At 68.2% G+C, this 25,030-nt stretch carries 26 protein-coding genes; 16 read left to right on the top strand and 10 right to left on the bottom strand.

Annotation, left to right across the window (positions count from 1 at the left end; genetic code table 11):
* The first annotated feature begins 11 nt into the window (after positions 1–11).
* From AC1RR5_RS25895 to AC1RR5_RS25885, 3 genes are all read left to right on the top strand, one after another.
* Positions 12–959 carry a hypothetical protein gene (locus tag AC1RR5_RS25895; RefSeq protein ID WP_492926498.1) on the top strand — a complete coding sequence of 316 codons (948 nt, stop codon included), beginning with the start codon at positions 12–14 and terminating at the stop codon, positions 957–959.
* A gap of 107 nt (positions 960–1,066) precedes the next feature.
* Entirely contained in the window at positions 1,067–1,825 is a 759-nt protein-coding gene (locus AC1RR5_RS25890; protein WP_492926496.1) for a hypothetical protein, read from the top strand.
* Complete coding sequence (locus AC1RR5_RS25885; protein ID WP_492926495.1) at positions 1,826–2,713, top strand: hypothetical protein; 888 nt, start codon at positions 1,826–1,828, stop codon at positions 2,711–2,713.
* On the opposite strand, the gene AC1RR5_RS25880 is transcribed toward AC1RR5_RS25885, so the two are convergent.
* Positions 2,710–3,324: a glutathione S-transferase family protein gene (locus AC1RR5_RS25880; RefSeq protein ID WP_492926494.1), complete on the bottom strand. Its 615-nt coding sequence runs from the start codon at positions 3,322–3,324 to the stop codon at positions 2,710–2,712. The genes AC1RR5_RS25885 and AC1RR5_RS25880 overlap by 4 nt on opposite strands.
* 164 nt (positions 3,325–3,488) lie before the next feature.
* On the opposite strand from AC1RR5_RS25880, the gene AC1RR5_RS25875 reads away from it, so the two are divergent.
* On the top strand, positions 3,489–4,403 hold the full coding sequence (locus tag AC1RR5_RS25875) for a hypothetical protein (RefSeq protein WP_492926492.1): 915 nt from the start codon (positions 3,489–3,491) through the stop codon (positions 4,401–4,403).
* A gap of 58 nt (positions 4,404–4,461) precedes the next feature.
* Here AC1RR5_RS25875 and uvrA read toward each other — a convergent pair whose 3' ends face one another.
* Positions 4,462–7,371 carry an excinuclease ABC subunit UvrA gene (gene uvrA, locus AC1RR5_RS25870; protein ID WP_492926490.1) on the bottom strand — a complete coding sequence of 970 codons (2,910 nt, stop codon included), beginning with the start codon at positions 7,369–7,371 and terminating at the stop codon, positions 4,462–4,464.
* 264 nt (positions 7,372–7,635) lie between these two features.
* Here uvrA and AC1RR5_RS25865 point away from each other — a divergent pair, with 264 nt between their 5' ends.
* Positions 7,636–8,286 carry a hypothetical protein gene (locus tag AC1RR5_RS25865; RefSeq protein WP_492926488.1) on the top strand — a complete coding sequence of 217 codons (651 nt, stop codon included), beginning with the start codon at positions 7,636–7,638 and terminating at the stop codon, positions 8,284–8,286.
* Between the two features lie 108 nt (positions 8,287–8,394).
* Positions 8,395–8,556, top strand: coding sequence for a hypothetical protein (locus AC1RR5_RS25860; RefSeq protein ID WP_492926486.1), 162 nt, complete (start codon positions 8,395–8,397; stop codon positions 8,554–8,556).
* A gap of 2 nt (positions 8,557–8,558) precedes the next feature.
* Here AC1RR5_RS25860 and AC1RR5_RS25855 read toward each other — a convergent pair whose 3' ends face one another.
* Positions 8,559–9,023 (bottom strand): DUF1203 domain-containing protein, encoded by a 465-nt coding sequence (locus AC1RR5_RS25855; RefSeq protein WP_492926484.1) that lies wholly within the window; start codon positions 9,021–9,023, stop codon positions 8,559–8,561.
* Positions 9,024–9,133: 110 nt separating this feature from the next.
* Here AC1RR5_RS25855 and AC1RR5_RS25850 point away from each other — a divergent pair, with 110 nt between their 5' ends.
* From AC1RR5_RS25850 to AC1RR5_RS25835, 4 genes are all read left to right on the top strand, one after another.
* The gene (locus AC1RR5_RS25850; protein WP_492926482.1) at positions 9,134–9,247 is read left to right on the top strand and encodes a hypothetical protein; all 114 of its coding nucleotides are present in this window, start codon (positions 9,134–9,136) and stop codon (positions 9,245–9,247) included.
* Entirely contained in the window at positions 9,204–10,784 is a 1,581-nt protein-coding gene (locus AC1RR5_RS25845) for an ABC-F family ATP-binding cassette domain-containing protein (protein WP_492926480.1), read from the top strand. The genes AC1RR5_RS25850 and AC1RR5_RS25845 overlap by 44 nt, the downstream gene beginning before the upstream one ends.
* 62 nt (positions 10,785–10,846) lie before the next feature.
* Positions 10,847–12,097, top strand: a complete 1,251-nt coding sequence (locus AC1RR5_RS25840) for a DUF3422 domain-containing protein (protein ID WP_492926478.1) — start codon at positions 10,847–10,849, stop codon at positions 12,095–12,097.
* Positions 12,098–12,112: 15 nt separating this feature from the next.
* Positions 12,113–12,745 carry a class I SAM-dependent methyltransferase gene (locus AC1RR5_RS25835; RefSeq protein WP_492926476.1) on the top strand — a complete coding sequence of 211 codons (633 nt, stop codon included), beginning with the start codon at positions 12,113–12,115 and terminating at the stop codon, positions 12,743–12,745.
* On the opposite strand, the gene AC1RR5_RS25830 is transcribed toward AC1RR5_RS25835, so the two are convergent.
* From AC1RR5_RS25830 to AC1RR5_RS25820, 3 genes are read right to left on the bottom strand one after another with little or no spacing between them, the layout of a single operon-like run.
* Positions 12,742–13,191 carry a flagellar basal body protein gene (locus AC1RR5_RS25830; RefSeq protein ID WP_492926475.1) on the bottom strand — a complete coding sequence of 150 codons (450 nt, stop codon included), beginning with the start codon at positions 13,189–13,191 and terminating at the stop codon, positions 12,742–12,744. The two genes, AC1RR5_RS25835 and AC1RR5_RS25830, sit on opposite strands and share 4 nt — an antisense overlap.
* Before the next feature lie 2 nt (positions 13,192–13,193).
* Positions 13,194–13,577: a rod-binding protein gene (locus AC1RR5_RS25825; RefSeq protein ID WP_492926473.1), complete on the bottom strand. Its 384-nt coding sequence runs from the start codon at positions 13,575–13,577 to the stop codon at positions 13,194–13,196.
* On the bottom strand, positions 13,577–14,689 hold the full coding sequence (locus AC1RR5_RS25820) for a flagellar basal body P-ring protein FlgI (RefSeq protein ID WP_492926471.1): 1,113 nt from the start codon (positions 14,687–14,689) through the stop codon (positions 13,577–13,579). Before AC1RR5_RS25820 ends, AC1RR5_RS25825 begins: the two co-directional genes overlap by 1 nt.
* A gap of 219 nt (positions 14,690–14,908) precedes the next feature.
* Between AC1RR5_RS25820 and fliX the strand changes: the two genes are divergently transcribed.
* The 3 genes from fliX to AC1RR5_RS25805 all read left to right on the top strand — a co-directional run bounded on the left by fliX (position 14,909) and on the right by AC1RR5_RS25805 (position 17,644).
* Positions 14,909–15,343 (top strand): flagellar assembly regulator FliX, encoded by a 435-nt coding sequence (fliX, locus tag AC1RR5_RS25815; protein ID WP_492926469.1) that lies wholly within the window; start codon positions 14,909–14,911, stop codon positions 15,341–15,343.
* Positions 15,344–15,555: 212 nt separating this feature from the next.
* Complete coding sequence (gene dksA, locus AC1RR5_RS25810) at positions 15,556–15,984, top strand: RNA polymerase-binding protein DksA (protein ID WP_291877972.1); 429 nt, start codon at positions 15,556–15,558, stop codon at positions 15,982–15,984.
* A 124-nt stretch (positions 15,985–16,108) separates the two neighbouring features.
* A complete protein-coding gene (locus AC1RR5_RS25805) occupies positions 16,109–17,644 on the top strand; it encodes a cation:proton antiporter (protein WP_492926467.1) in 1,536 nt (511 codons plus the stop codon).
* Between the two features lie 6 nt (positions 17,645–17,650).
* Here AC1RR5_RS25805 and AC1RR5_RS25800 read toward each other — a convergent pair whose 3' ends face one another.
* A complete protein-coding gene (locus tag AC1RR5_RS25800) occupies positions 17,651–18,265 on the bottom strand; it encodes a pyridoxamine 5'-phosphate oxidase family protein (protein ID WP_492926465.1) in 615 nt (204 codons plus the stop codon).
* A gap of 52 nt (positions 18,266–18,317) precedes the next feature.
* Positions 18,318–18,680 (bottom strand): response regulator, encoded by a 363-nt coding sequence (locus tag AC1RR5_RS25795; protein WP_492926463.1) that lies wholly within the window; start codon positions 18,678–18,680, stop codon positions 18,318–18,320.
* Positions 18,681–18,857: 177 nt separating this feature from the next.
* Between AC1RR5_RS25795 and AC1RR5_RS25790 the strand changes: the two genes are divergently transcribed.
* The 3 genes from AC1RR5_RS25790 (at position 18,858) to AC1RR5_RS25780 (ending at position 22,327) form a co-directional block, all read left to right on the top strand.
* Positions 18,858–19,655, top strand: a complete 798-nt coding sequence (locus AC1RR5_RS25790) for a crotonase/enoyl-CoA hydratase family protein (RefSeq protein ID WP_492926461.1) — start codon at positions 18,858–18,860, stop codon at positions 19,653–19,655.
* 2 nt (positions 19,656–19,657) lie between these two features.
* On the top strand, positions 19,658–20,308 hold the full coding sequence (locus AC1RR5_RS25785) for a DUF3052 domain-containing protein (protein WP_492926459.1): 651 nt from the start codon (positions 19,658–19,660) through the stop codon (positions 20,306–20,308).
* Positions 20,309–20,428: 120 nt separating this feature from the next.
* Positions 20,429–22,327: a S9 family peptidase gene (locus tag AC1RR5_RS25780; RefSeq protein WP_492926457.1), complete on the top strand. Its 1,899-nt coding sequence runs from the start codon at positions 20,429–20,431 to the stop codon at positions 22,325–22,327.
* Positions 22,328–22,451: 124 nt separating this feature from the next.
* Here the strand turns inward: AC1RR5_RS25780 and AC1RR5_RS25775 are convergent, their stop codons facing one another.
* Positions 22,452–23,372 carry an oxygenase MpaB family protein gene (locus tag AC1RR5_RS25775; RefSeq protein WP_492926455.1) on the bottom strand — a complete coding sequence of 307 codons (921 nt, stop codon included), beginning with the start codon at positions 23,370–23,372 and terminating at the stop codon, positions 22,452–22,454.
* A gap of 73 nt (positions 23,373–23,445) precedes the next feature.
* Entirely contained in the window at positions 23,446–24,936 is a 1,491-nt protein-coding gene (locus AC1RR5_RS25770; RefSeq protein ID WP_492926453.1) for a flavin-containing monooxygenase, read from the bottom strand.
* Between the last annotated feature and the right edge of the window lie 94 nt (positions 24,937–25,030).

The raw sequence follows: 25,030 nt of genomic DNA, 5'->3' as shown, positions 1-25,030 counted from the left end.
TGGGAGGGAGCATGGCGAGGTTTTCCGTAGCCGACGCGGCCACCGCGGGGTTTGGCGTCATCGGGCGCAACCCATTGGCGGTGCTGGGCTGGGGGCTGGTGATGTTCGTCGCGACGGCGGCGCCGATGTATTTCCTGCTGCTGCTGATGCGACCCGACTTCGCGCTGCTGATGCAGATGGGGGCGCAAGCGAGCCCGGCGAACGATCCCGAGATGTTCGGCCGCCTGATGCGGATGCAGTCGGGGATGATGCTGTTCCAGCTGCTGTTCTGGATGTGGTCGACGGCCGTGAAGGCGGTGATCTGCTGCGCGGTGTTCCGCGCCGTGCTGGAGCCGCAGGACTCGCGCTTCGGCTATCTGCGGCTGGGAGCGCGCGAGGGCTGGCTGACCCTGCTGTTCCTGGTCGAGTACGTGCTGGCCTACATCGCCTTCTTCGTCGTCGCCCTGCTGGCCATGGTGCTGGTGGCGATCGTCGGGGTCGGGGCCGGCGGCAATTCGGCGAGCGCCATGGTCGGGACCGGGCTGGTGATCGGCCTGCTGGTGCTGGTCCTCTTCCTGTGGCTGGCCCTGAAGCTGTCGATGGCCGCGCCGATGACCTTCGCCGACCGTCAGTTCCGGCTGTTCGAGTCGTGGAATTTCACCAAGGGCCATGTCGGCAAGCTGCTGGGCGTGTCCCTGCTGCTGTTCGTCTTCCTGATCGGCATCGAGGTGCTGTTCGTCGGGATGGTGATCGGTGGGGTGTTCGCCCTGGGCGGCCAGCTGAGCTGGCTGTTCGAGCCGGGCGCGGCCCAGGCGCTGCTGCGCGAGCCGCCGCTGGAGATCGTCCGCAAGCTGGGCCCGGCCATCGCCGTCGCCGGCGCGCTGTGGGTGGTGTTCTCGACGGTGGTCGTGACGGTGTTCTGCGCCCCGTGGGCGGCGTCCTACCGGGCGCTGCGCGATGCGGCGCCGGCGGAGGCTTAAATCCGGTTGCGTCCGCGCGACGCCATCGCCAGAACCGCGGTCAGGCCATAGATTGCCAAGGCTCGCGGCGACTCGTGGCGCGGCCAGCGTAAGAGGGACTTGATCGGATGGCGGACGGATCGGCGAGCATCGGCGCGACCTTGCGCGCGGGCCTTTCCGACGTGACGAACGCGGCCCGCGACTGCTGGGGCGCCCTGGCGCTGGCGGCCGTGATCAGCGTCGCCGGCGGTCTGCTGCCGCCGGGCCTGCGCTTCGTCGCCACGCTGCTGGCCGGGGTGATCGCCCAGGGCGCGCTGTTTCGCCGGGCGTTCGATCGCCAGGGCGGATTCAAGGGCCTGCGCTGGGGCCGTGACGAGTGGCGGTTGCTGGCCGCCCAGCTGATGATCCTGGGCCTGCTGTTCCTGATCGGCGCGATCCTGATGGTCATTGTCGGCGCCATCGCCCTGGGCGTGGCCCGCACCGCGTCTCCGGACTTCAACGCCGGCACGACCGAGGGCTGGAAGGCCGCCTTCGCCAGCGCCGGTCCGGCCGGTTTCCTCGTGGGCCTGGCGCCGCTGGCCAGCTTCGCGGTCCTGGTCTGGCTGGGCCTGCGCCTGTCGCTGTCGGCCCCGGCCACGGTCGAGCAGTCGGGCGTGCGGGTGCTGAGCGCCTTTCCGCTGACGCGCGGCCATGTGCCGACCCTGCTGGTCGTCGGTCTGGCCGTGGCCGTGCCGGTGCTGGTCGTCAGCGCGGGGCTGAGCCTGGCGCCGCAAGGGCCGGTCACCGCTGCGGTGCTGGCGCTGTGCACCTATTTCTACGCCATGCCGGCCTGGACCGGCGCCCTGGCCCACTTCTACCGCCGCCACGCGGTCTCGCAGGAAGTCTAGATGTCCGTCCGTCCCGTCGACGCCGCCCTCGAGGGTCTTCGCACCATGCGGCGCAAGCCGCTGCCGGTGCTGGCCTGGGCGACCTTCTCGCTGGTCATGCTGCCGATCCTGGGCCTGTTCGCCAAGATCGTGCTGGGCGACGAAGGCCGCGCGGCCCTGGCCGGACGCGCCGGCTCGGCCGACCCGCGCGAGATCCTCGACCTGATCACCCACCTGGGCGGGGTCATGGTGCTGCTGATCGCCGTGGCCCTGGTCCTGGCCTCGGTGCTGCAGGCGGCGATCATCCGCTCGGTGATCGAGCCCAACAACAACCGCTTCGCCTATCTGCGCCTGGGCAAGGAAGAGCTGCAGCTGCTGGTCGTGTCGCTGATCACCTGGGCCGCGGCCCTGGGCGTGACGGTGATTCCGTCCGGCGCGGTGGTGCTGGGCACGTCGTTGCTGTCGGGCGCGGCGGCCGGCTGGTTTGGCACCCTGGGCGCCCTGGCGGTGATCGGCCTGTCCCTATGGGTGGCCGTGCGCCTGTCGCTGCTGGGCCCGCACGCCTTCTCGCACCATCACATCGACATCCGGGAAGCGTGGGTCCAGACCCACGGCCAATTCCTGCGCCTGCTGGGCATGTATGTGATGGCCATCATCCTGGCGGCGCTGGTCTCGCTGATCGGGACGACGATCTCCAGCATCATCGGCAATGTGGTCGGCGGTGGCGTCGACCCCTTGAGCGGCGGCGACGTGGTCGCCAGCCACCCGCGCCTGATCCTGGTGCTGCTGGCCAACCTGCTGCTGGCCCCGGTGTTCCTGACCCTGCAGACCGTGATCCTGGTCGCCGCCCCGGCCCGCGCCTTCGCCCAGCTGAACCAGGACGAGATCGACGCGGGCCTGCACGACTAGGCTGACGCGGAGGGTCTCGCCGCCATCCGCTCACGCCAGGCGATCACGTGCTTGGCCTCGGCCGGCGTGTGCAGCCCGGTGAAGTCGGCGAAGTCCAGGGTCGTCTGCCCGGTGATGTCGGCCATCGTGTAGGTGTCGCCGGTCAGGTAAGGACGGCCATCGGCCAGCTCCTTGTCCAGCCACAGCTGGGCCCGTTCGACGACCTCGCGGTTGGACTCGCCGAACTCGACGTTCTGCTTGAGCAGGCGCGCGGTCAGCGGATGGGCGTGACGCCAGAACATCCCGACCGGCACCATCAGCCGAAACTCGGCCCGGCGGATCCACATCTCGACATGGGCCTGCTCCAGCGCCGTGACCCCGAACAGGGGCGGGGAGGGGTGCAGCACTTCGAAGTAGCGGCAGATGGCGACGGTCTCGCTGATCGTGGTCCCGTCCTCCAGCTCCAGCGTCGGCACCTGGCCCAGGCTGTTGCGCGCGAGGTGTTCAGGACTGCGGTGTCCGCCCTGGCGCATGCCGATCTGGATCTCGGGCACCTCGAGGCCCTTTTCGGCCAGGAAGATCCGCACGCGACGCGGATTGGGCGCCGGCATGGCCTCGCCATAGAGCTTCATAGTCGCCTCCCGTGAGACGGCGCTGATGGCCGTCTTTCAAACAGATGTTAGAGGCGGGTTCGCCGTCGCCGCAACCCCGGCGAATAAAGCCGCGTTCGGCACTGTCGAAGGGGCGCGAACCTTGTTAGGGCTGTCGCTCTGCACGCCAGCCTCAAGAGCCCGACATGTCAAAGTTCTCCGCCTCCGACGCGGCCTTCTCCGGTTTCCGCCTGGTGCGGGAGAACCTGAAGACCGTCGGCGTCTGGGCGGGCGCCATGACGGTGCTGTCGATCATCTCCAATGTGCTGGCCATCGCGTTCTTCGGTCCGCAGCTGGAAGCCTTCATCAGCTACACCTCCGAGAACAACACGCCGGACATCAGCGAGATGGCGCGCCTGATGTCGGACCTGGCGCCGCTGGCGCTGTGGTCGCTGCCCTACAGCCTGCTGCTGAACGGCATCATCTTCGCCACCCTGAACCGCGTGGTGCTGCGTCATGACGAAAGCCGCTTCGCTTACTTGCGCATCGGCGCGGCCGAACTGCGTCAGGCCGCCGTGTGGCTGCTGCTCTGCCTGGTGCTGATCGGCGTGCTGTTCCTGGGCTCGGCCCTGGGCGGTTTCCTGGGCGCTCTGGGCGGCCCGACGGGGGCGTTCCTGGCGCTGCTGTGCGTCGTCGGTTCGATGTGCGCCATGGTCTGGCTGGCCGTGCGCCTGTCCTTCGCCTCGTCGGTCACCTTCGACACCGGCAAGGTCACCCTGTTCCGCGCCATGCCCAAGACCGAGGGCCTCTTCTGGCCGCTGCTGGGCGCCTATCTGCTGGCGGGGGTGATGAGCGTGATCGTGGTGCTGCTGATCTGGACGATCGTCTCGGCCGTCGGCCTGATCGCCTCGGGCGACTTCGCCGCCACCGGCAAGATGATGCGCGCCGACACCAGTTCGCTGCAGGCCTATTTCACGCCCGCCGGCATCGTCCAGGCGCTGTTTTCGGGCCTGATCTCGGTGCTGACCACCCTGATCGTCTTCGGCCCGGCCCCGACCATCTATCGCGAACTGAAGGAGCGCGAGAGCGGCGTCTCCAGCGAGGGTAACGGCGGCTGGTAAGCCTTCGAAGTATCCAAGGAAAAGGCCCCGGAGATCGCTCTCCGGGGCCTTTTTGTTTCTAGGCCCGCTTGGCCTTCTTCAGCTCGGCCACTCGCGCCTTGCGGCGCTCCTCGTGGCGGTCCAGCAGCTCCTTGAGGTAGCGGCCGGTCCAGCTGGCCTCGACCTTGGCCACGTCCTGGGGCGAGCCGGTGGCGACGATCTCGCCGCCGCCGTCGCCGCCCTCGGGACCGAAGTCGATCAGCCAGTCGGCGGTCTTCACCACGTCCAGGTTATGCTCGATGACGACCACGGTGTTGCCCTGGTCGACCAGCTCGTGCAGCACCTCGAGCAGCTTCTTGGTGTCCTCGAAATGCAGGCCGGTGGTCGGCTCGTCCAGGATGTACAGCGTGCGGCCGGTGGCGCGCTTGCTGAGCTCCTTGGACAGCTTCACCCGCTGGGCCTCGCCGCCCGACAGGGTCGTGGCCTGCTGGCCGACCTTGATGTAGCTGAGGCCCACGCGCTTGAGGGTCTCCATCTTGTCGCGGATCGGCGGCACGGCCTTGAAGAAGTCGGCGGCCTCCTCGACGGTCATGTCCAGGACGTCGGCGATCGTCTTGCCCTTGAACAGCACGTCCAGGGTCTCGCGGTTGTAGCGCTTGCCCTTGCAGATATCGCAGGTGACGTAGACGTCGGGCAGGAAGTGCATCTCGATCTTGATGACGCCGTCGCCCTGGCAGGCCTCGCAGCGGCCGCCCTTGACGTTGAAGCTGAAGCGCCCAGGGCCATAGCCGCGCGCCTTGCTCTCGGGCAGACCCGCGAACCAGTCACGGATCGGACCGAAGGCGCCGGTATAGGTCGCCGGGTTCGAGCGCGGGGTGCGGCCGATCGGCGACTGGTCGATGTCGATGACCTTGTCGAACTGCTCCAGGCCCTCGATCCGCTCGTGCGGGGCAGGGGCGTCGCTGGCGTTGTTCAGGCGGCGCGCGGCGGCCTTGTACAGGGTCTCGATCGTGAAGGTCGACTTGCCGCCGCCTGACACGCCGGTGATGCAGGTGAAGGTCCCGACCGGGATCTCGGCCGTGACGTTCTTGAGGTTGTTGCCGGTGGCGCCGATGACGCGCAGCATCTTCTTCTTGCTGATCGGCCGGCGCTCTTCCGGCACCTCGATCTCGCGCGCGCCGGTCAGGTACATGCCGGTGACGCTCTTGGGGTTGGCCATGATGTCGGCCGGCTTGCCCTCGGCGACGATCTCGCCGCCATGGACGCCGGCGGCCGGGCCCATGTCGATGACGTAGTCGGCGGTGAGGATGGCCTCCTCGTCGTGCTCGACGACCAGCACCGAATTGCCCAGGTCCCGCAGGCCCTGCAGCGAGGTCAGCAGGCGGGTGTTGTCGCGCTGGTGCAGGCCGATCGACGGCTCGTCCAGCACGTACAGCACGCCGGTCAGGCCCGAGCCAATCTGACTGGCCAGGCGGATGCGCTGGCTCTCGCCGCCCGACAGGGTGCCCGAACCGCGTGAGAGGTTGAGGTAGTCCAGGCCGACATCGACCAGGAACCGCAGGCGATCATTGATCTCCTTCAGGATCCGCCGGGCGATCTCCATGTGCTTGTCGGAGAGCTTGCCTTCCAGGCTGGCGAACCAGTCGCGCGCCGGACGGATGGCCAGCATCGACACCTCGGCGATGTCCATGGCGTCGATCTTGACGGCTAGGGCTTCGGGCTTCAGGCGCTTGCCGTGGCAGGTCTCGCACGGGGTGTCGGACTGGTAGCGGCCCAGCTCTTCACGGACCCAGCTCGAGTCCGTCTCACGCCAACGGCGCTCCAGGTTCGGCAGCACGCCCTCGAAGGGCTTCTCGACCTCGTACTTCCGGGCGTTGTCGTCGTAGGTGAACTTGATCTTCACGCCTTTGGAGCCTTGCAGCACCACGTCACGCGCGTCGGCCGACAGCTTGTACCAGGGCTCGTCCATCGAGAAGCCGTAGTGACGGGCCAAAGCCTGCAGAGTCTGGGTGTAGAGTGGCGAAGGACCTTTGGCCCATGGGGCGACGGCGCCCTTGTGCAGGCTCTTGTCCTTGTCGGGGATCACCAGGTCGGCGTCGAAGGCCAGCTTGGCGCCCAGGCCGTCGCAAACCGGGCAGGCGCCCGCCGGATTGTTGAACGAGAACAGGCGCGGCTCGATCTCGGCGATGGTGAAGCCGCTGACCGGACAGGCGAAGCGTTCCGAGAACAGGATGCGCCTCGGCTCCTTCTCGCCCTCTTCGATATTGGCGAACTCGGCCACGGCCAAGCCATCGGCCAGGCGCAGGGCCTGCTCGATGGAGTCGGCCAGGCGCTGCTCCATCTCGGGCTTGGTCACCACGCGATCCACGACCACGTCGATGTCGTGCTTGAACTTCTTGTCGAGCGCCGGGGCGTCCTCGATCGGATAGTACTCGCCGTCGATCTTCAGCCGCTGGAAGCCGGCCTTCTGCCACTCGGCGATCTCCTTGCGGTACTCGCCCTTGCGGTCGCGCACGACGGGGGCCAGCAGGTAGAGACGCGTGCCTTCGGGCAGGGCGGTGATCTTGTCGACCATCTGGCTGATGGTCTGGCTTTCGATCGGCAGGCCGGTGGCCGGCGAATAGGGGATCCCGACCCGCGCCCACAGCAGGCGCATGTAATCGTGGATCTCGGTCACCGTGCCGACCGTCGAGCGCGGGTTGCGCGACGTGGTCTTCTGCTCGATCGAGATCGCGGGCGACAGGCCCTCGATCAGGTCGACGTCGGGCTTGCTCATCAGCTCCAGGAACTGACGGGCATAGGCCGACAGGCTTTCCACGTAGCGGCGCTGGCCCTCGGCATAGATCGTGTCGAAGGCCAGGGACGACTTGCCCGACCCCGACAGGCCGGTCAGCACGACCAGCTCGCCGCGCGGAATGTCGACGCTGACGTTCTTCAGATTGTGCTCACGGGCGCCGCGAACGCGGATGAAGTTCAGTTGCTCAGCCATGTTTTCCGGAACGTTGGGCCGCGACATTGGTCGCAGCGCAGCGGCTATATGTAGGGCTCGACGCGCGAATTAACACAAGAACAAGGTGTGAACAAATGTCGCGCCCGCGAGGGGCCGTTTCTGCTGACAGTCAGTGTCAGCAGACCTGCCGCCAATAAGGCGCCGCTTGGACACTTGCCAGCCATCGCGCGGCCCCGAAAGCGGCGCCATCCGCGCGCGTCGTCCTCTCCCAGCTTAACCAGAGGTGGCGGGATGGGGCGGGGCGTGTGGACCAGGCGGTGGCTCGCCGCCTCGGGCGGGGTGCTGGTCAACGGTCTGATCCTAGGCGCCTTGGTGCTGATCGAGGAACCGCCGCCGCTGCTGGAAGAGCCGCCGGTCATTGTCCTGGAGCTGGACAAGCCGGAGAAGCGGGCCTCGCCGCAACGCCAGGCGGCGGCCGGAGCGCGATCGGCGGCGCGGGCGGCGCCGGCTCAGGCGACGACGTCGGAAGACGAGGGACCGCCGGTCGTCTCAGCTCCGACAGCGCCGTCTGCACCCGTCGTCGATCCCGCGTGGACGGTCGATCCCAAAGTCGTCGACCGTTGGCGGCTTATCGAGGGTAACGCCTCCATGGGGACCGGCCGGCTCAAGCGCGCGTGCCTGGGCCTCAGCAACGAGCACATGACGTCGGAGGAGAAGGAGGCCTGCTACAACAGCTGGGGCCACAGGCCCGACAAGCGTCCGTCGCCCAACTTCATCGGCCCGATCGACGAGACCAAGTGGGAGACGCCCGAGCCCAAGCCGCCGCCGCGTTACGACGAGCAACGCCGGCAACGCTGCCGCGACTACCGTCGGGGCCGTACGCCGGGCTTCGCCGAGCGGAACCTGTCCACCGGCGGCCCGGCGCCCAGGCTGAGCGAAGGCGGCTGCTTCTGACCTTGGCCGTTCGGATTCCCTAAACCCTGTTTGGAAGCGGGTTCTTCAGTCCACGCATGATTAAACCGCCACGATCGGGCGGGGGCTCGACGTCAGAAGGACCGAGCCATGGCCAAGAAGGCCGCCGCCGAAAGTAGCAAGCAGGAAGCCAAGCAGGACGCGTTCGACGCGTTGAAGGGCCCCAAGCCGCGTTCGATCATCATCGACATGATGGTGTTCTGCGGCGGGATCGGCTCGCTGGTCTGGGTCCTGCGGAACATGGCTCCCTAGCCTCAGGCCCGGTCGATCCGCGCCGCGTAGCAGCCCCACTTGGCGTAGTGGGCGTGCAGATAGGCGATCTTCGGATCCTCGAACAACGTCGCGATCAGGGCGTCGGCCGCCGCGCCCTCGGTGATGTCGGCGGCGATCATCATGTCGGTTTCGTCGAAGGCCCGCAGCGACAGCAGGCGACGGCGCAGGGCTGGCGGCATCGCGTCGACGGTCGCGACCGGTTCGACATTCTCCCGCACGAAGACGGCATGGCTGGCGCGGAACGGCGTCGGGGCCGGCTGGTGCTCGTAATTGACCAGGATCAGGGTCTCGCCGGGCTCGGCGTCATCCAGGCTGACGCGGCAGGGAAAGCCGCGCGCCACGTCGGCGACCACGCGGCGGGCGCCGTGCGCGGCCAGGGTTTCGTCGTCCATCGCAAACAGCGGGGCGAACGGTTCGGCGGGCAGGCTGGTTACGGCGTAGGCCATGGAGAACTCCTCTATTGAGGCGTTTTCCCTCTTCTCAATCGGCGACGACACCCGATCCTTGCGGTCTTGCCGAACCGCGTTCGCGGGCGTAGAAGCCGCGCTCTCAACTGATGGAGGCCCTCATGATCAGCAAGACGGAAGACCGCTTCGTCCTTCCCGTTTCCCTGACCGTGAGTTCGCATGTCCTTCGTCACTCTGGACGCCGTTTCCGCCGCCACGCCTGACGGCCGGCTGCTCTTCGAAAATCTGAACCTGTCCATCGGGGCCGAGCGCATCGGCCTCGTCGGGCGCAACGGCGCGGGCAAGTCGACCTTGCTGGCGCTGATCGCCGGCCTGCGTCCGCCGCTGGCCGGGACCGTCGCGCGGACGGGGACGGTCGCGACCCTGGACCAGACGCCGGACGTCTCGGACGGCGCGCGGCTGGTCGACCTGCTGGGCGTCGGCCGCGACTGGGATCGCCTGTCGCGCATCGAGCGCGGGGAGGGCGACGAGACCGACCTCTCCGAGGCCGACTGGGACCTGCCGGCGCGGCTGGACCAGGCCTTGGGCGACGTCGGTCTTTCAGGCTTCGATCCTGAGCGACCCGCGGCGGCGCTGTCGGGCGGCCAGGCGACGCGGGCGGGGCTGGCTAGGCTGCTGATCGCGCGACCTGACGTGCTGCTGCTGGACGAGCCGACCAACAACCTGGACGTCGAGGCCAAGGCGATCGTGGCCCGCGTGTTGTCGCGCTGGCGCGGCGGGGCGGTGGTGGTCAGCCACGACCGCGCCTTGCTGCGCGGCATGGACCGGATCGTCGAGCTGTCGTCCCTGGGCGCGCGCTCGTACGGCGGCGGCTGGGACCTCTATGCCGAGCGCAAGGCCGAGGAGGCCCAGGCCGCCCAGCGCGACCTCGACCACGCCGAGAAGGAGGTCCGCCGCGTCGCCCGCGAGGCCCAGGTCGCCCGCGAGCGCAAGGACCGCCGCGACGCCGCCGGTCGCAAGTTCGCCGATCGCGGCGGCACGCCCAAGATCGTGCTCGGCATGATGGCCGAGCGCGCCGAGATGAGCGGCGCGCGCGAGGGCAAGCTCGCCGACAAGCTGGCGACCCAGGCGGCGGAGGCAAAGGCGAGCGCGGAAGCCCGTGTCGAACGCGCCCGGACCCTGGGTTTCGACCTGCCATCGTCCGGATTGCCGGATGGGCGGACAGTGCTGAGCTTCGACGACGTCGGCTTCGCCTGGCCGGACGGAACACGGGTGATCGACGGCCTGTCGTTCCGCCTCGCCGGGCCCGAGCGCGTGGCGGTGTCGGGGCCGAACGGGACGGGCAAGACGACCCTGATCCGCCTGGCGACCGGAGACCTGACAGCAACTGTCGGTGAGGTCCGCCTGGGCGTCCCCGTCGCCCTGCTGGACCAGCGGGCGGCGCTGCTGAACGACGACGAGACCATCCTGGAGAACTTCCGCCGCCTGAACCCCGGCGCCACCCAGAACGACGCCCATGCGGCCCTGGCCCGGTTCCTGTTCCGCAATACCGCCGCGCACCAGGTGGCCGGAACCCTGAGCGGCGGCGAGCGTCTGCGGGCGGCCCTGGCTTGCGTGCTCAGCGCCGCCGCGCCGCCGCAGCTGCTGATCCTGGACGAGCCGACCAACCACCTGGACCTGGCCTCGATCGAGGCCGTCGAGGCGGCGCTGTCGGGTTATGACGGCGCGCTGCTGGTCGTCAGCCACGACGCCGACTTCCTGGAAGCGATCGGCATTGAACGACGGATCGCCCTCGGTTAAGTCTATGTGACCGGTAACATTGAGCCTGACTCGATGACCCGGCAACGCAGGGCGAGGATGATATGGACGGCGGTCGGGACCACCCGCTTCGGGTGACATTGAGCGAACTGATGCACCTGCGGGCCTTGCCGCTGGACCGCGCGCCGGTCCGGCTGCGCCAGTGGGTCTATCTGGTCGAGCCCGACATGCGGGCGGCGGAGGCGGGTTTCGTCTCCCTGTTCGCTCCGGGGCAGGACTCCGCGCTGGGCCGTGTTGTCGTCGCGAACGAAGACGGCGGCTGGCTGTGGGAGCGTCACCAGGAGTTCTCGACCTGGACCTGGTTCGCCTACGGGCCGCTGGGGCGCGACCTTGGTTTCCAGCCTCAGCCCGAGGCGAGCGCCTTCTGGCTGGACGGCGCGCCTGGCCAGGTGTTCCGGGGCGTCGAGATCTCGGTCTCGGCCCCCGGCGCCGAGCCGCCCACGCAGACGGACCTGGGCCGCCATATCGACCTGGCCCGCTGCGTCTCGTGCGAGGTGTTCGACGGGGCGGCGCGGATCTGGACCGACTTCCGGCTGCGCGAGGGCGGCACGGGCCGCATCCACGTCCAGAACCTGACCCTGGCCAATGACGAGGTCTCGCGCCTTGTCCAGACCCTGCTGGAGATCGGCAACTATCGGAAGCTGGCCCTGATCGGCTTCCCGCCGGCCCGCGAGCTGTTGGCCTGGCTGGACGGGGCCGAGGCGCGGCTGGCGGCGATCACCAGTGGTCTGGCGGCCGGCGAGGACAGCCAGAGCGTTCTGGACCACCTGCTGGCCCTGTCGGCCGAGGTCGAGTTGCGCGCGGCCAAGAGCCGGTTCCGGCGCGGGGCGACGGAGTCCTACCACCGCCTGACCCTGGATCGTTTGGAAGCCCTGCGCGAACGCCGCGTGCCCGGCCACTCGACCATGAGCGAGTTCATCGCCCGGCGCCTTCTGCCGGCCATGCGCACGCGGGAAGCGGCCGACCGGCGACTGGACGACCTGTCCCTGCGCATCGCCCGCAGCGGCGACCTGCTGCGCACCAAGCTGGGCCTGGCCCAGGACCGCCAGAACCAGGAGACCCTGCGCGGCATGGACGCCAGCCTGCAGCTGCAGACCAAGCTGCAGGGCCTGGTCGAGGGGCTGTCGATCTTCGCGGTCGGCTACTACGTGCTCGGCCTGCTGGGCTATCTGCTTAAGCCCTGGCTGCACGGTGTGGCCGAGCTCCTGCTATCGGGCCTGGTCCCGCTGGTGCTGATCGCCGTCGCCGCCAGCCTGCATCGGCGCAAGAAGCGGTTGATCGACGGCGCTCACTGACGCTTACGTCCGCGCGTGGACCTCGAAGCCTTCATCCAGCAGCGCCTGCCGCTCGAACCCGTGCCCGGCGTGTCGGAGATCCGCCTGCATCGTGCAGGGCCCAGCAGCGGCTTGATGCGACTGGCCGACGCCGACCCGGACTTCGCTTCGCCCTACTGGGCGCGGCCGTGGGGCGGAGGTCTGGCTTTGGCGCGGCACGTCCTGGATCACCCGGAAGTCGTCGCCGGCAAGCGGGTGCTGGATCTCGGCGCGGGCTCGGGCCTCGTCGCCATCGCCGCCGCTCTAGCCGGCGCGGGCGAGGTGAGGGCGGTCGACGTCGATCCGTATGCGATCACCGCTACGCGCCTGAACGCCGACGCCAACGGCGTGGCGATCGCGGTGGAGCAGGCCGACCTGCTGGACGGCGATCCGCCGGGCGTCGACCTGATGCTGGTGGGGGATCTGTTCTACGACCCGCACCTGGCGACGCGGGTCGAGGCCTTCCTGCGGCGCTGCGTGGCGGCGGGGATCTTGGTGCTGATCGGCGACCCGTTCCGCGCGCCCCTGCCGACAGACCGCCTGGCGGTCGTGGCCGAGTATCCGGTGGCCGACTTCGGGGATCCGGACGGGGCGACCAGGGCTGCCGCCGTCTTCGAACTGAAGCCCTAGGCCTTGCGGTTCAGCGTGATCGCCGAGCCCATGGCCGGACGGTCGTTGACCATGCCGCCGGCGCCGTAGGTCGTGGAGGGCGCGGCGCGCTGGTTGGCGATTTCCGAGGCCACGGCGTGGACCAGGCCCTCGGTCACCGTCTTGGCGGCGTTCACGGCGCGGGCCTGACGGGCCAGCACGGCGTCGAAGGCCTCGGTGGCGCGCAGCAGGCGCTGGCGCAGTTCGGGCTTGGCGGCCTCGACCAGGGCCACGTTGTGGCGGACCCGCATCGACTCGTGTCGATAGACATTGGCCAGCTTGGCGGTCTCTTCGACGTACTGCGCCGCCTCGTGTGGGCGGTGGTTCTCGAAGGCCGTGGCTTCCTTGGCGATCAGGTCTGTCAGGCGCTCGGTCAGCAGGGTCAGCTGGTGGACGCGGTCGTCGGCGTCGAGGGCGGCGATGGCCATGCTTATTGTTCCTTCAGACCCTGCATCTTCAGCATTTCGCGCTGGACGGTGGACGCCAGACCGATGCCGCCGGACTTGGTCACTTCCTTGGACATCGCGTCGGTCAGGACCGACTTGAACATCTCTTCGCCGTTGCCGCCGCCGAACGGTTCGGAGGTTTTCACGCCCTCGAACATCTGCTGCATCATCACCGACATGAACGAGGCCTCGAAGGTCTTGGCCGTCTCGGCGATCTTCTTGCGGGTGGCGGTTTCCTTGGTGGTGTCCTCGACCGCGCCCTGGATGGCGGCGCCGGCGGTCTGCACCGCCTTGGCGGCGGTCTTGACCGTGGCGGCGGCCGCGCCGAACTGCGGGACGAAGGTGGAGATCGTGTCGAGCGCGCTCATCACATCACCTCGATGTCGGCTTGCAGGGCGCCCGCGGCCTTCACGGCCTGCAGGATCGAGATCATGTCGCGGGGCGTGACGCCCAGGGCGTTCAGGCCGCCGATCAGGCTCTTCAGCGAGGGCGAACCGCCCAGGGTGACCAGCTTCTTGCCCTTCTCCTCGTCGACATTGACGGTCGACTGCGGGACGACGGCGGTCTGGCCCTGGCTGAACGGGGCCGGCTGGCTGACGGCCGGGCTCTCCTGGACCGAGATGGTCAGGTTGCCTTGAGCGATGGCGACCTGGCTGATGCGGACGTCGTCGCCCATGACGATCACGCCGGCCACTTCGTCGATCACCACCTTGGCCGGGCCGTCCGGCTCGACTTCCAGGTTCTCGATGTTGGTCATGAAGGTGATCATGTCCGTGCCGGGAGGAGCGCGGGTGGCGATGACGGTGGGGTTCTGGGCCTGGGCGCAGCCGGGGAACTTGGCGTTGATGGCGTCGGCGATGCGGCGGGCGGTGGTGAAGTCCGGATTGCGCAGGGTCAGGCGCATGATGTCCATATTGACCATCTGGAAGCCGGTCTCGCGCTCGATGACGCCGCCGCCGGCGATCCGACCCGCGGTCGGGACGCCCTTGGTGACCGAACTGCCCGAAGCGCCGCCGGCCGAGACCGAACCGGTCTGGACGGTGCCTTGGGCCACGGCATAGGTCTGGCCGTCCGCGCCTTGCAGGCTGGTGACCAGCAGGGTGCCGCCCAGCAGGCTCTTGGCGTCGCCCATGGTCGAGACGGTGACGTCCAGCTTCGAGCCGGCGGCCGAGAACGGCGGCAGGCTGGCGGTGACCATGACGGCCGCGGTGTTCTTGGTGTTGAGATTGCCGTCGCGGACGTTGACGCCCTGACGCTCCAGCATCGCCTCCAGGCTCTGCTTGGTCATCGGCGCGTTGCGCAGGCTGTCGCCCGTGCCGTTCAGGCCGACGACGATGCCGTAGCCGATCAACTGGTTCTCGCGGACGCCCTCGAAGGCGACGATGTCCTTGATGCGCGACTTGCCGATCGCCGGCGCGGCGACGAAGGCCGAGGCGACGGCGAGGGCGGTCAGAAGGGTGCGAAAGAATGAACGCGACATGGCAATCTCGTAGCGGGGGAGGATCCCCGCGCCGCCTCTTGCCAGAAGCGGGCCACTTTGAAGGCCTTATGACTCAAGGGATTCCGCATTCGGCGGTGGTCCGCCCGGCGCCCGGCGGCAGAATCTGCCCGGCATTAACCATACTTCAAGCGCGCGGGCTCACTATGTTTCGTGCGATGAGAAGAGTGACTCGCGCATGAGAGCTTTTGGAGCGGTCGGATGAAGGTTTCCAGCACGGGAGGCGTCTCCTCGACCGGCGCGTCGCGGGCCAAGCCCGCCGGCGGACAGTCGAGCTTTTCGCTGCCTTCGGTCAACGCCGCCAGCGGCGCGGCCAGCACCGCTTCGGTCGGCGGCCTGTCGGGGGTCGGCTCGGTCGACGCCCTTCTGGCCCTGCAGGAGACCGGCGCCGTCGGCAGCCCCCTGGAACGCAAGAAGCGCGCAGTGCGCCGCGCCGACCAGATCCTGGACATTCTGGGTGAGGTCCGTGTCGCCCTGATCGACGGCGACATCTCGACCAGCACCCTAGAGCGCCTGAGCCGCGCCATCCGCGAGCAGCGCGAAAATACCGACGACCCCAAACTGGAAGGGGTCCTCAACGAAATCGAGACGCGCGCCGCCGTCGAGCTGGCCAAGCTTCAGACCCGGGGCGGCTGATATGGCGCGGGCAGGGAGCAAGAACGTCGTTCTTCCCTGCCACGCTTGGCCATTTCGCGCGTTTTACACCCGTCCATGTCGTGGAAGTGACCCTTTCGAGCGAGGGGCGCCACCTGAACGCGCCACTCACGCGAGGTTCATTGAACGCGGCTCACCTTTTGATATAAGCACGCAGCCTTTTAGGGCTGAGTTCATTGGGGCGTGAGGCGTTGATGCAAACGGCCACTGTTCTTGTTGAGAAGTCTGGTTACCGTCCTTCCGAGGACGAGCCTTTTATGAACGAACGGCAGCTTGAGTATTTCAAGCAAAAGCTGCTGGCATGGAAAGAAGAGATCCTCCGCGAATCTCGCGAGACGGTCACCCATCTCCAGAAAGAAACCGAGAACCACGCCGATCTGGCCGATCGCGCGTCCTCGGAAACCGATCGGGCTCTTGAGCTCCGCACTCGCGATCGTCAACGGAAGCTGATCTCCAAGATCGACCAGGCCCTGCGCCGCGTCGAGGACGGCTCCTACGGCTATTGCGAGGAGACGGGGGAGCCCATCGGCCTGGCTCGACTGGATGCTCGCCCCACGGCGACCATGAGCGTCGAAGCCCAGGAACGGCATGAGCGCCGCGAACGCGTCCATCGCGACGACTAAGCGGCCCTCCACGGGGGACTGATGTGTTTTCGAGCGGCCCTGGAGGAGACTCCGGGGCCGCTTTTGTCTTCCTGGCGAACTTTGTTGTGTGATTAAGCTCGGTCATCTTTGCAGGGATGACCTCTTGAGCTTCTTCGAAAGCCTTCTGGCGCTGGTGGCCGCGGCGGTGCTGCTGTTGCAGGTGTCGCGCCGCATCAAGGCGCCGTATCCGACCATGCTGGCGGCGGCGGGCGTGTGCTTTGCCCTGCTGCCGGGCGCGCCGAAGATCTCGATCGAGCCGCACACGGCCTTGGCCCTGTTCCTGGCCCCGGCCCTGGTCGACGCGGCCTTCGACTTCCCGATCGCCGACGTGCGCAAGCTGTGGCGGCCGCTGTTCGCCCTGGTCGTGGTGGCCGTGCTGCTCAGCGCCGGGGCGGTGGCCTGGCTGGGCGTGACCATGGCCGGCCTGCCGATCGCCGCCGCCATCGCCCTGGGGGCCATCGTCGCCCCGCCGGATGCGGCCGCCGCCACCGCCGTGCTCAGCAGCGTGCGCATGCCGCGCGGCTCGATCGCGGTGCTGAAGGGAGAGAGCCTGCTGAACGACGCCTCGGCCCTGCTGCTGTTCTCGGCGGCCCTGGCCTTCCAGGCGCAAGGCGGCATCGACCAGGCCCTGGCGGTGAAGCTGACCCTGGCCGCGCCGGGCGGGGTGCTGATGGGCATCGTGCTGGCCCGCGTGCTGCGCTACCTCAGCCCGTTTGTGACCGGCACCCTGGGCGGCAACCTGATGGAGTTCGTCACCGCCTTCGGGGCCTGGGTAATCGCCGAGCGACTGGGCGTGTCGCCGGTGCTGTGCCTGGTGGCTTTCGCCATGACCGTCGCCAGCACGGCCGCCATGCGCACGCCGCCGCGCATGCGCATCCACAGCTTCGCCGTCTGGACCTCGGCGGTGTTCCTGCTGAACGTCGTCGCATTCCTGCTGATGGGCCTGCAGGCCCGCACCATCGTCGCGACCATGGACCATGGCCGACTGATGGAGGCGGCCGCCTTCGCCGGGGCGGTGGTGGCCTGTCTGATCGTGGTGCGGATGGTCTGGGTGCTGGTCTATATCCGCACGGCCCAGAGCGTGCCCAGCCTGCGCGGCGGCTATCCGGCGCCGAACCTCAAGCACGCCGTGCTGGTCGGCTGGTGCGGCATGCGCGGCCTGGTCACCCTGGCCACGGCCTTCGCCCTGCCGGCCAATTTCCCGCAGCGCGACCTGGTGGTGCTGACCGCCTTCGCCGTGGTGCTGGCCACCCTGGTCCTGCAAGGCCTGACCCTGTCGCCGCTGGTCCGCCTGCTGGGCCTTGATCGCGAGGATGGGCTGGACGAGGAGCTGGTCCGCCTGCGCGCCGACCTGGCCGCCGCCGCCCTGCGTGCTCTGGACGGCAAGAGCGGCGAGGCCGTCGACCACTGGCGCTACCGCTTCGCCGCCGTGCCCACGGGTGTCCCGCCCGCGACCGGCCCGCTGGAGGCCCGCCGCACCATCGGCCTCAAGGCCATCCGCCACGAGCGCCTGCGCCTGGAGGAGCTGCGCCGCGACGGCGACGTCGGCGCCGACGCCTTCCTGATCCTGCAGGAGGAGCTGGACTTCGAGGAGGTCTCTATCAGCCGCGAGGACGAGCGCCAGATCGAGGAGAGCTAGGCGCGCTCACCACATCGTCTTCGCGGCGCGGCCGGGCCATTCGCGATCATAGGTTTCGCCGCCGACCTCGCCGGCGGTGACGGCGGCCAGCATCGCGCCGGGCGTCGGCAGGGCGGCCGGGTCGACGTGGCTCTCGGGCTTCCATAGGCCCGAGCGGACGATGGCGCGGGCGCACTGGAAATAGGCTTCGTCGACGGTCACGACCGTCACCGTACGTGGCGGCTTGCCGTCGACGGCGAAGCTGTCCAGCAGGGCCGGTTCGGCGCTCAGCACCGCGCGGCCGTTGACGCGGAAGGTGGTGCCCGAGCCCGGGATCAGGAACAGCAGCGCCACACGCGGGTCGCGGACGATGTTGCGCAGGCTGTCGATGCGGTTGTTGCCGCGCCGGTCGGGCAGTATCAGCGTCTTGGGATCGGCGATGCGGACAAAGCCCGGCAGGTCGCCGCGCGGGCTGCAGTCCAGGCCCTCGGGACCCACGGTGGCCAGGGCGATGAACGGCGAGGCCTCGATCAGGGCCGCATAGTGCGGGGTGATGTGGTCGGTGACCTTGACGGTCGAGGCCGCGACAGGCTGGGGCTGGTACAGCGCCTCAAGCGCCTCGACGGTGGTGATCTCGTGCATCGCGTCCTCCCGTGCCTGGGCTTCTAGGCGCTGGACGGGGAGGGGACAACCTCTAGGACGTGGCCGCTCTGGCGCAGGCCTCGGCCAGCACCCGCGGCGAGATCGGCTTGTCGACGATCGGCTGGACGCGTCCACGCAGCTGGTCGGCGTTGCCGGTGACATAGACGACGGGAATGCGCCCCAGCCGGCTCTCGATGGCCTCGACAGCCTCCAGCCCGGTGCCACCCACGATGCGGTAGTCGGCGGTTATGAGATCTGGAGGATTGGCGATGGCCAGCTGCAGCGCGTCAGCGGCGCTGTCGGCTATATCGAAACTTGTGAAGCCCATCTCCGCCAGAAGAGCTTCGACCTCGAACGCGACGAGGATTTCATCCTCGATAATCAACACGTGTCGGGCCTTCGCGTGCTCGGTCATTCGCCGCAGCCTCGTCATCGTCCCAGAAGTCATTTCAATGTCGGGTCGAGCCGCCGCGCCAATCGCGTTTTCGTGATCGCCCCGATCGGCTCGGTCGCGGAGCCGGCTTCGGCTGTGCGGCGGCGGAAAGCAGGCTATGGAAGGGGAAAATCAAAAGAAGCACAGCAGGAGCGTCCTTTGTCCCTCATCCTCACCGAGAAACGCGGCCACGTCGCCATCCTCACCCTGAACCGCCCCGAGGCGATGAACGCCCTGGGCGCGCCGGGCGACGGCGACCAGGTGGCGGCCGCCTGCGAGGCGATCAACGACGACCAGGACATCCGCTGCGTGATCCTGACGGGCGCGGGCAAGGCCTTCTCGGCCGGCGGCGACGTCAAGGCGATGAAGGCCCGCGAGGGCGCATTCGGCGGAAACGGCGTGGCCGTCCGCGACGGCTATCGCAAGAACATCCACCGCGTGGTCCGGGCCATCTACGGCCTGGAGGTCCCGTCGATCGCGGCGGTGAACGGCGCGGCGATCGGCCTGGGCTGCGACGTGGCCTGCATGACCGACATCCGCATCGCCGCCGACACCGCCAAATTCGGGGTCACCTTCCTGAAGCTGGGCTTGATCCCCGGCGACGGCGGCGCCTGGTTGATGCCGCGCACCGTGGGCATGAGCCGCGCGGCTGAACTCCTCTTCACCGGCGACGTCATCGATGCGGCCAAGGCTGCCGACTGGGGCCTGATCAGCAAGGCCGTCCCCGCCGAGACGCTGATGGACGAGGCCCTGACGCTCGCCAATCGCATCGCCCAGCAGCCGCCGCACGCCCTGCGCATGGCCAAGAGCCTGCTCAAGCACGGCCAGACCGCCAGCTACGACACGCTGATGGAAATGAGCGCGGCCGCCCAGGCCATCGCTCACCACACCGAAGACCACATGGAAGGCGTCGACGCGATCCTCGAGAAGCGCCAGCCGACGTTCAAGGGCAAGTAAGAATGGGCAAGGAAGCAAGCGGCGTCTGGGGTCAGCTGTCCGACGGCGATAGCGAGGGCAAGCTGCTGTGGGAGCCGCCCAAGCTGATCTTCCGCGGGGCCTATCGCGGCATCTATCAGGGCCACGCCCTGCGCAACCTGCGTGTCGAGAGCGACGATCTGGTCCTGAGCGACGGCACGCGCTTCACGCTCGAGCCCGGCCAGGCCGAGAAGTGGCTGCACGCCATCCAGAACCCGCCCTCGCGCCTGGACAAGCTGGGCGTGAAGCCGGGCATGACCGTGGTCGTCGACGGCGTCGAGGACGAGGCCTTCATCGCCGAGCTGGAAACCCGCGTCGAGCTGGGCGAGGCCGAGGAGGGCGTCGACCTGCTGTTCCTGGGTGTCGAGGATCTGGCCGACTTCGACCGCATCGAGGACTGGCAAGGCGCGCTGGGGCCCAAGGGCGCGATCTGGATCGTGGCCCAGAAGGGCAAGGGCGCGCCGCTGAAGGACGTCGAGATCCTGGAAGCCGTGCGCGGCCTGGGCTTCGTCGACACCAAGGTCTGCGCGTTCTCTCAGAGCCACACGGCCCTGCGGTTCGTGAAGCGCAAGGCGGCGAAGGTCGCGGCCAAGCCGGCGGCCGAACCTGACGAACCATTCGACGACGAAGACTAACCAACCACCGCTCATCCCCGCTTTCGCGGGGATGAGCGGATTTCGAGGTCTCCGGTTGAGCGGTTGCCAGCCGCCGACCAAGGGTTAAGCTCGCCGCCTGCAAACCAACGGGGGACGGCGATGAAGCTTCGTTCGATGTCGATCGCGCTGTGCGCGGCGCTGCTGATGGGCGGCGTCGCTCCGGCGGCCCTGGCGCAGGTGAAGACCTATTCGGCCAAGACCTTCTACGAGACGACCACCTACCGGACCGCGCCCGATGCGGGCTTCGCGTTCTCGGCGGACGGCAAGACCCTGCTGATCTCCAGCGACCAGACCGGGGTCTACAACGTCTATGCCCTGCCCGTGGCGGGCGGGGCGGCGACGCCGTTGACCACCTCGACCACCAACGCCACCTTCGCGGTCAGCTGGTTCCCCAAGGACGGCCGGGTGCTGTTCAGCGCCGACGGCGGCGGCAACGAGCTGAGCCACGTCTATGTGCGCGGGCTGGACGGGGCGGTGAAGGACCTGACGCCGGGCGACAAGGTCAAGGCCGGTTTCGTCGGCTGGAACGCCTCGGGCGACCACTTCTGGCTCTACACCAACGAGCGCGACGCCAAGACCTTCGACGTCTACGCCTATGACGCCAAGACCTATGCCCGCACGCTTGTGTTCCAGAACTCGGGCTACGAACTGGGCGACATCTCGCCCGACGGCGCGACCCTGGCCCTGTCCAAGCCGCGCACCAGCGCCGACGGCAATCTCTATCTGGTCAATCTGCGGGGCAAGGGCGAGCCCCGGATGATCACGCCGCACACCGGCAACGTCTCCTATAACGTCTACGGCTTCACGCCGGACGGAAAGGCGCTGGTCTTCGCCACCGACGAGCATGGCGAGTTCAACCAGGCCTGGACCTACGCCCTGGCCGGCGGCGCCAAGGCCCCGTTGATCAAGGCCGACTGGGACGTCCAGGACGTCAGCTATTCCAAGTCGGGCCGCTATCGCGTCTCGGCCCTGAACGCCGACGCGTCGACGCAGCTGACCCTGCTCGACCAGAAGACCGGCCAGGCGGTGAAGCTCACCGGCCTGCCGGACGGCGATATCGGCGCGGTGCGCTTCAATCGCGACGAAAGCGCCATCGCCGTGTCGGTGGCGTCCGACACCTCGCCCAACGACATCTTCGTGGCCGACCTCAAGACCGGCCAGGCCAAGCGCCTGACCAAGGCCCAGAACCCGGCCATCGCCGAGAGCGACCTGGTCGAGGCCAGCGTGGCGCGGTTCAAGAGCTATGACGGGCTGGAGGTGCCGGGCGTGCTGTACCGGCCCAAGGACGCCTCGGCCGCCAAGCCGGTGCCGGCGATCGTGCTGGTCCACGGCGGCCCCGGCGGTCAGAGCCGCAAGGGCTACAACCCGATGGTCCAGCACCTGGTGAACCACGGCTACGCGGTCTATGCGATCAACAACCGGGGCTCGTCGGGCTACGGCAAGACCTTCTTCCACCTCGACGACAAGAAGCACGGCGACGTCGACCTGAAGGACGTGGTGGCCTCCAAGGGCTGGCTGCAGGGCATGGACTGGATCGCCGACGACGGCATCGCGGTGGTCGGCGGCTCGTACGGCGGCTACATGACCGCCGCGGCCCTGGCCTTCCAGCCGAACGTGTTCGACGCGGGCATCGACATCTTCGGCGTCACCAACTGGGTACGGACCCTGACCTCGATCCCGCCGTGGTGGGCCTCGTTCAAGGAGTCGCTCTATGACGAGATGGGCGACCCGGCCACCGACGGCGTGCGCCACCGCGCCATCTCGCCGCTGTTCCACGCCAAGAACATCAAGAAGCCGCTGCTGGTCATCCAGGGCGCCAACGACCCGCGCGTGCTCAAGGTCGAGAGCGACGAGCTGGTCGCCGAGGTGAAGGCGGGCGGCACGCCGGTCGAGTACGTGGTGTTCCCCGACGAGGGCCACGGCTTCCTCAAGCGCGACAACCGCATCAAGGCGTCGGATGCGTATGTGGCGTTCCTGGATAAGTACCTGAAGAAGTAACCCCTCATCCGCTCATCCCCGCGAAAGCGGGGACCCAATCGGCGCGTCAGATCTGGCGCGGTCGGGATTTGATCTTCTGACTCGGCTTGGGTCCCCGCTTTCGCGGGGATGAGCGGTGGTGGGTTTAGGCCACCGGGGCCATGGTCTGCTCGGTCCCGGGTCCTCGTTCCGCCAACAACCTCCGTTGCTCGGCCCGGCCGCGGTACAGGAAGTCGTACGGCAGCCCCAGGCGCACGCTGGCCTGGCTGGGCGGGGAGCTCTTCACCGGGATCTTCTCGGCCAGCCGGCCGGCGGCCTTCAGGGCCAGGCGGTCGAAGGTCGTCAGGTCGTACTCGCGGCCAAGGGCCAGCTTCTCGCGCACGATCGGCGGCAGCAGCGACACCGACGCCCGCGCCAGGGCCTTGTGCAGGAATTTGGGCGCATTGGGCGCGGCCTTGCCCGACTGGATGATGGCCAGGAACTCCTCGACGATCGGATGCGGCTCGAAGCGGGGCGCCAGCTTGTCCATCATCGCCATGAAGTCGGCTTGGGAAGAGGGCGAATATTTCACGCCGTAGAGCCGGGCAATCGGATGGGCCTCTTCGTAGAAGCGGGTCTTCTCGGCCTCGGTCAGGGGCTCGACGAAACGATCATAGGCGTTGAGGAAGCCGTAGCCAGCCGTGGCGCTGACCCAGTCCAGCAGCTCCACGTCCAACGCCTTGTAGGCCTCGCCGGTCGGTGTCTGGCCCACCACACGCGTGTGCATGTTGGTAACGCCCTGGATCACCCGCCGCGCGGCGGCCTGGGGGCCATAGACCCCGACCATGGCGGCGATGCCGGTGCGCTTGGAGCGGCCGATCGGGTCGGCCTTGTAGGTCGAGTGGTCCCAGACGCCCGACCGGATCCGCGCGTCGGCGAACTCCAGCAGCACGGCGGCCACGCCCCCCACGGCTAGCGCAATGGGGTTCTTGTAGACCCGCCAGTGCATCGAGCCCGGATCCAGATAGGCCGGCTCGCCCAGCGGGTTGGCATAGTCGATCTTCCAGCCCAGATAGGTGTCGGCCATGGGGATCTCCTTCCCGAGGAAAGGTCGGGGGCATGGCCGGCGCTCGCAACCTATCGAATCCGATAGGGAAGCTTCAGGCGGCCTCCATCGCCTTCACCGGCTGGGCCTTCACCCCGGTCTTGCGCCCGAATTCCATCACCCCGTCCTCGACCTTGCCGAAGCGCAGGGCGACCAGGTCCAGGGCGTAGTTCTGGTGCACCTTCCACGGCTTGCGCAGGCCCTGCTTGGGGAACTGATCCATCGAGCGGGTGACGTAGCCCGAGGAGAAGTCCAGCCACGGCGCGACCTCCATCGCTCCGTCGATGCGCGGGACGCAGTAGTCGGCGCCGGCGCGGTCCAGGCTGTTGAGCAGGCGGCAGACATATTCGCTGGTCAGGTCGGCCTTCAGGGTCCAACTGGCGTTGGTGTAGCCGAAGGCCGAGGCCAGGTTCGGCACGTCGCTGAACATCATGCCCTTGTAGCTCATCGACTCCGACAGCTGGGCTTTCTTGCCGTCGACCACGACCTCCATGCCGCCGATCAGCTGCAACTGCAGGCCGGTGGCGGTGACGACGACGTCGGCGTCCAGCGTCTTGCCTGACTTCAGCTGGATGCCGGTCTCGGTGAAGGTCTCGATATGGTCGGTGACCACCGAACTCGAGCCCGCCTTGATCGAGGCGAACAGGTCGGCGTCCGGCACCAGGCACAGGCGTTGGTCCCACGGATTGTAGCGCGGCGTGAAGTGGGTGCCGATGTCGTAGTCCGGGCCCAGGTGCTCGCGCACCATGCCCAGCAGCCGCTCCTTGACCTTCTCCGGCTTCTTGCGCGCCATGTTGAAGAACAGCATCTGGAACAGGACGTTCTTCCAGCGGGTCAGGCCATAGGCGGTCATGGCCGGCAGCTTGGCGCGCAGCCAGTTGGCCACCCCATCCTCGGCCGGGCGCGAGACCACATAGGTCGGCGAGCGCTGCAGCATGGTGACGTGGCTGGCGGTCTTGGCCATTTCGGGCACGAGCGTCACGGCGGTGGCGCCGCTGCCGATCACCACGACCTTCTTGCCGACATAGTCCAGGTTTTCCGGCCAGTGCTGCGGGTGGACCATCCGCCCCTTGAAGCGGTCGGCGCCGGGGAAGTCGGGCGTGTAGCCGGCCGAATAGCGATAGTAGCCGGCGCACATATAGAGGAAGCCGCAGGTGAACTTGACGGTCTGGCCGTCGTGCTCGGCCTCGACCGTCCAGGTCGCCGTCTCGGTCGACCAGCTGGCGCGCTTGACCAGGTGCTTGAAGTGAATGTGGCGGTCGACATCGTGTTCGCGGGCGGTCTCGCGGACGTAGCCCAGGATCGACGGGCCGTCGGCGATGGCCTTGGCGGCCTTCCACGGCTTGAAACTGTAGCCCAGGGTGTACATGTCGCTGTCGGAGCGGATGCCGGGATAGCGGAACAGGTCCCAAGTGCCGCCGATCGCCTCGCGCCCTTCCAGGATCGCGTAGGTCTTGCCGGGGCAGTGCTTCTTCAGGTGATAGGCCGCGCCGATCCCCGAAAGCCCCGCGCCCACGATCAGGACGTCGACATGTTCGATGGTCATCCGTTTCCGCCCGTTTGTCTTGCCCGCCGGTTGACCCGGCGTGGCTCTATGTGAACAGTGTTCACCAACAAACGACCGTTTTGACCGAACGTCA

It is taken from the genome of Caulobacter sp. GW821-FHT11E11 (assembly GCF_058808315.1).
The sequence above is the reverse complement of the archived record's forward strand: the minus strand, read 5'-3'. Positions and strand labels throughout refer to the sequence as shown.

Coding starts and splice junctions, on each gene's coding strand:
- AC1RR5_RS25780 (WP_492926457.1), top strand. CDS start 20,429: ATGAAGCTTCGTTCGATGTCGATCGCGCTGTGCGCGGCGCTGCTGATG.
- AC1RR5_RS25875 (WP_492926492.1), top strand. CDS start 3,489: ATGTCAAAGTTCTCCGCCTCCGACGCGGCCTTCTCCGGTTTCCGCCTG.
- uvrA (WP_492926490.1), bottom strand. CDS start 7,371: ATGGCTGAGCAACTGAACTTCATCCGCGTTCGCGGCGCCCGTGAGCAC.
- AC1RR5_RS25880 (WP_492926494.1), bottom strand. CDS start 3,324: ATGAAGCTCTATGGCGAGGCCATGCCGGCGCCCAATCCGCGTCGCGTG.
- dksA (WP_291877972.1), top strand. CDS start 15,556: ATGCAAACGGCCACTGTTCTTGTTGAGAAGTCTGGTTACCGTCCTTCC.
- AC1RR5_RS25850 (WP_492926482.1), top strand. CDS start 9,134: ATGGAGGCCCTCATGATCAGCAAGACGGAAGACCGCTTCGTCCTTCCC.
- AC1RR5_RS25770 (WP_492926453.1), bottom strand. CDS start 24,936: ATGACCATCGAACATGTCGACGTCCTGATCGTGGGCGCGGGGCTTTCG.
- AC1RR5_RS25775 (WP_492926455.1), bottom strand. CDS start 23,372: ATGGCCGACACCTATCTGGGCTGGAAGATCGACTATGCCAACCCGCTG.
- AC1RR5_RS25820 (WP_492926471.1), bottom strand. CDS start 14,689: ATGTCGCGTTCATTCTTTCGCACCCTTCTGACCGCCCTCGCCGTCGCC.
- AC1RR5_RS25825 (WP_492926473.1), bottom strand. CDS start 13,577: ATGAGCGCGCTCGACACGATCTCCACCTTCGTCCCGCAGTTCGGCGCG.
- AC1RR5_RS25840 (WP_492926478.1), top strand. CDS start 10,847: ATGGACGGCGGTCGGGACCACCCGCTTCGGGTGACATTGAGCGAACTG.
- fliX (WP_492926469.1), top strand. CDS start 14,909: ATGAAGGTTTCCAGCACGGGAGGCGTCTCCTCGACCGGCGCGTCGCGG.
- AC1RR5_RS25890 (WP_492926496.1), top strand. CDS start 1,067: ATGGCGGACGGATCGGCGAGCATCGGCGCGACCTTGCGCGCGGGCCTT.
- AC1RR5_RS25795 (WP_492926463.1), bottom strand. CDS start 18,680: ATGACCGAGCACGCGAAGGCCCGACACGTGTTGATTATCGAGGATGAA.
- AC1RR5_RS25855 (WP_492926484.1), bottom strand. CDS start 9,023: ATGGCCTACGCCGTAACCAGCCTGCCCGCCGAACCGTTCGCCCCGCTG.
- AC1RR5_RS25830 (WP_492926475.1), bottom strand. CDS start 13,191: ATGGCCATCGCCGCCCTCGACGCCGACGACCGCGTCCACCAGCTGACC.
- AC1RR5_RS25885 (WP_492926495.1), top strand. CDS start 1,826: ATGTCCGTCCGTCCCGTCGACGCCGCCCTCGAGGGTCTTCGCACCATG.
- AC1RR5_RS25860 (WP_492926486.1), top strand. CDS start 8,395: ATGGCCAAGAAGGCCGCCGCCGAAAGTAGCAAGCAGGAAGCCAAGCAG.
- AC1RR5_RS25895 (WP_492926498.1), top strand. CDS start 12: ATGGCGAGGTTTTCCGTAGCCGACGCGGCCACCGCGGGGTTTGGCGTC.
- AC1RR5_RS25785 (WP_492926459.1), top strand. CDS start 19,658: ATGGGCAAGGAAGCAAGCGGCGTCTGGGGTCAGCTGTCCGACGGCGAT.
- AC1RR5_RS25845 (WP_492926480.1), top strand. CDS start 9,204: ATGTCCTTCGTCACTCTGGACGCCGTTTCCGCCGCCACGCCTGACGGC.
- AC1RR5_RS25800 (WP_492926465.1), bottom strand. CDS start 18,265: ATGCACGAGATCACCACCGTCGAGGCGCTTGAGGCGCTGTACCAGCCC.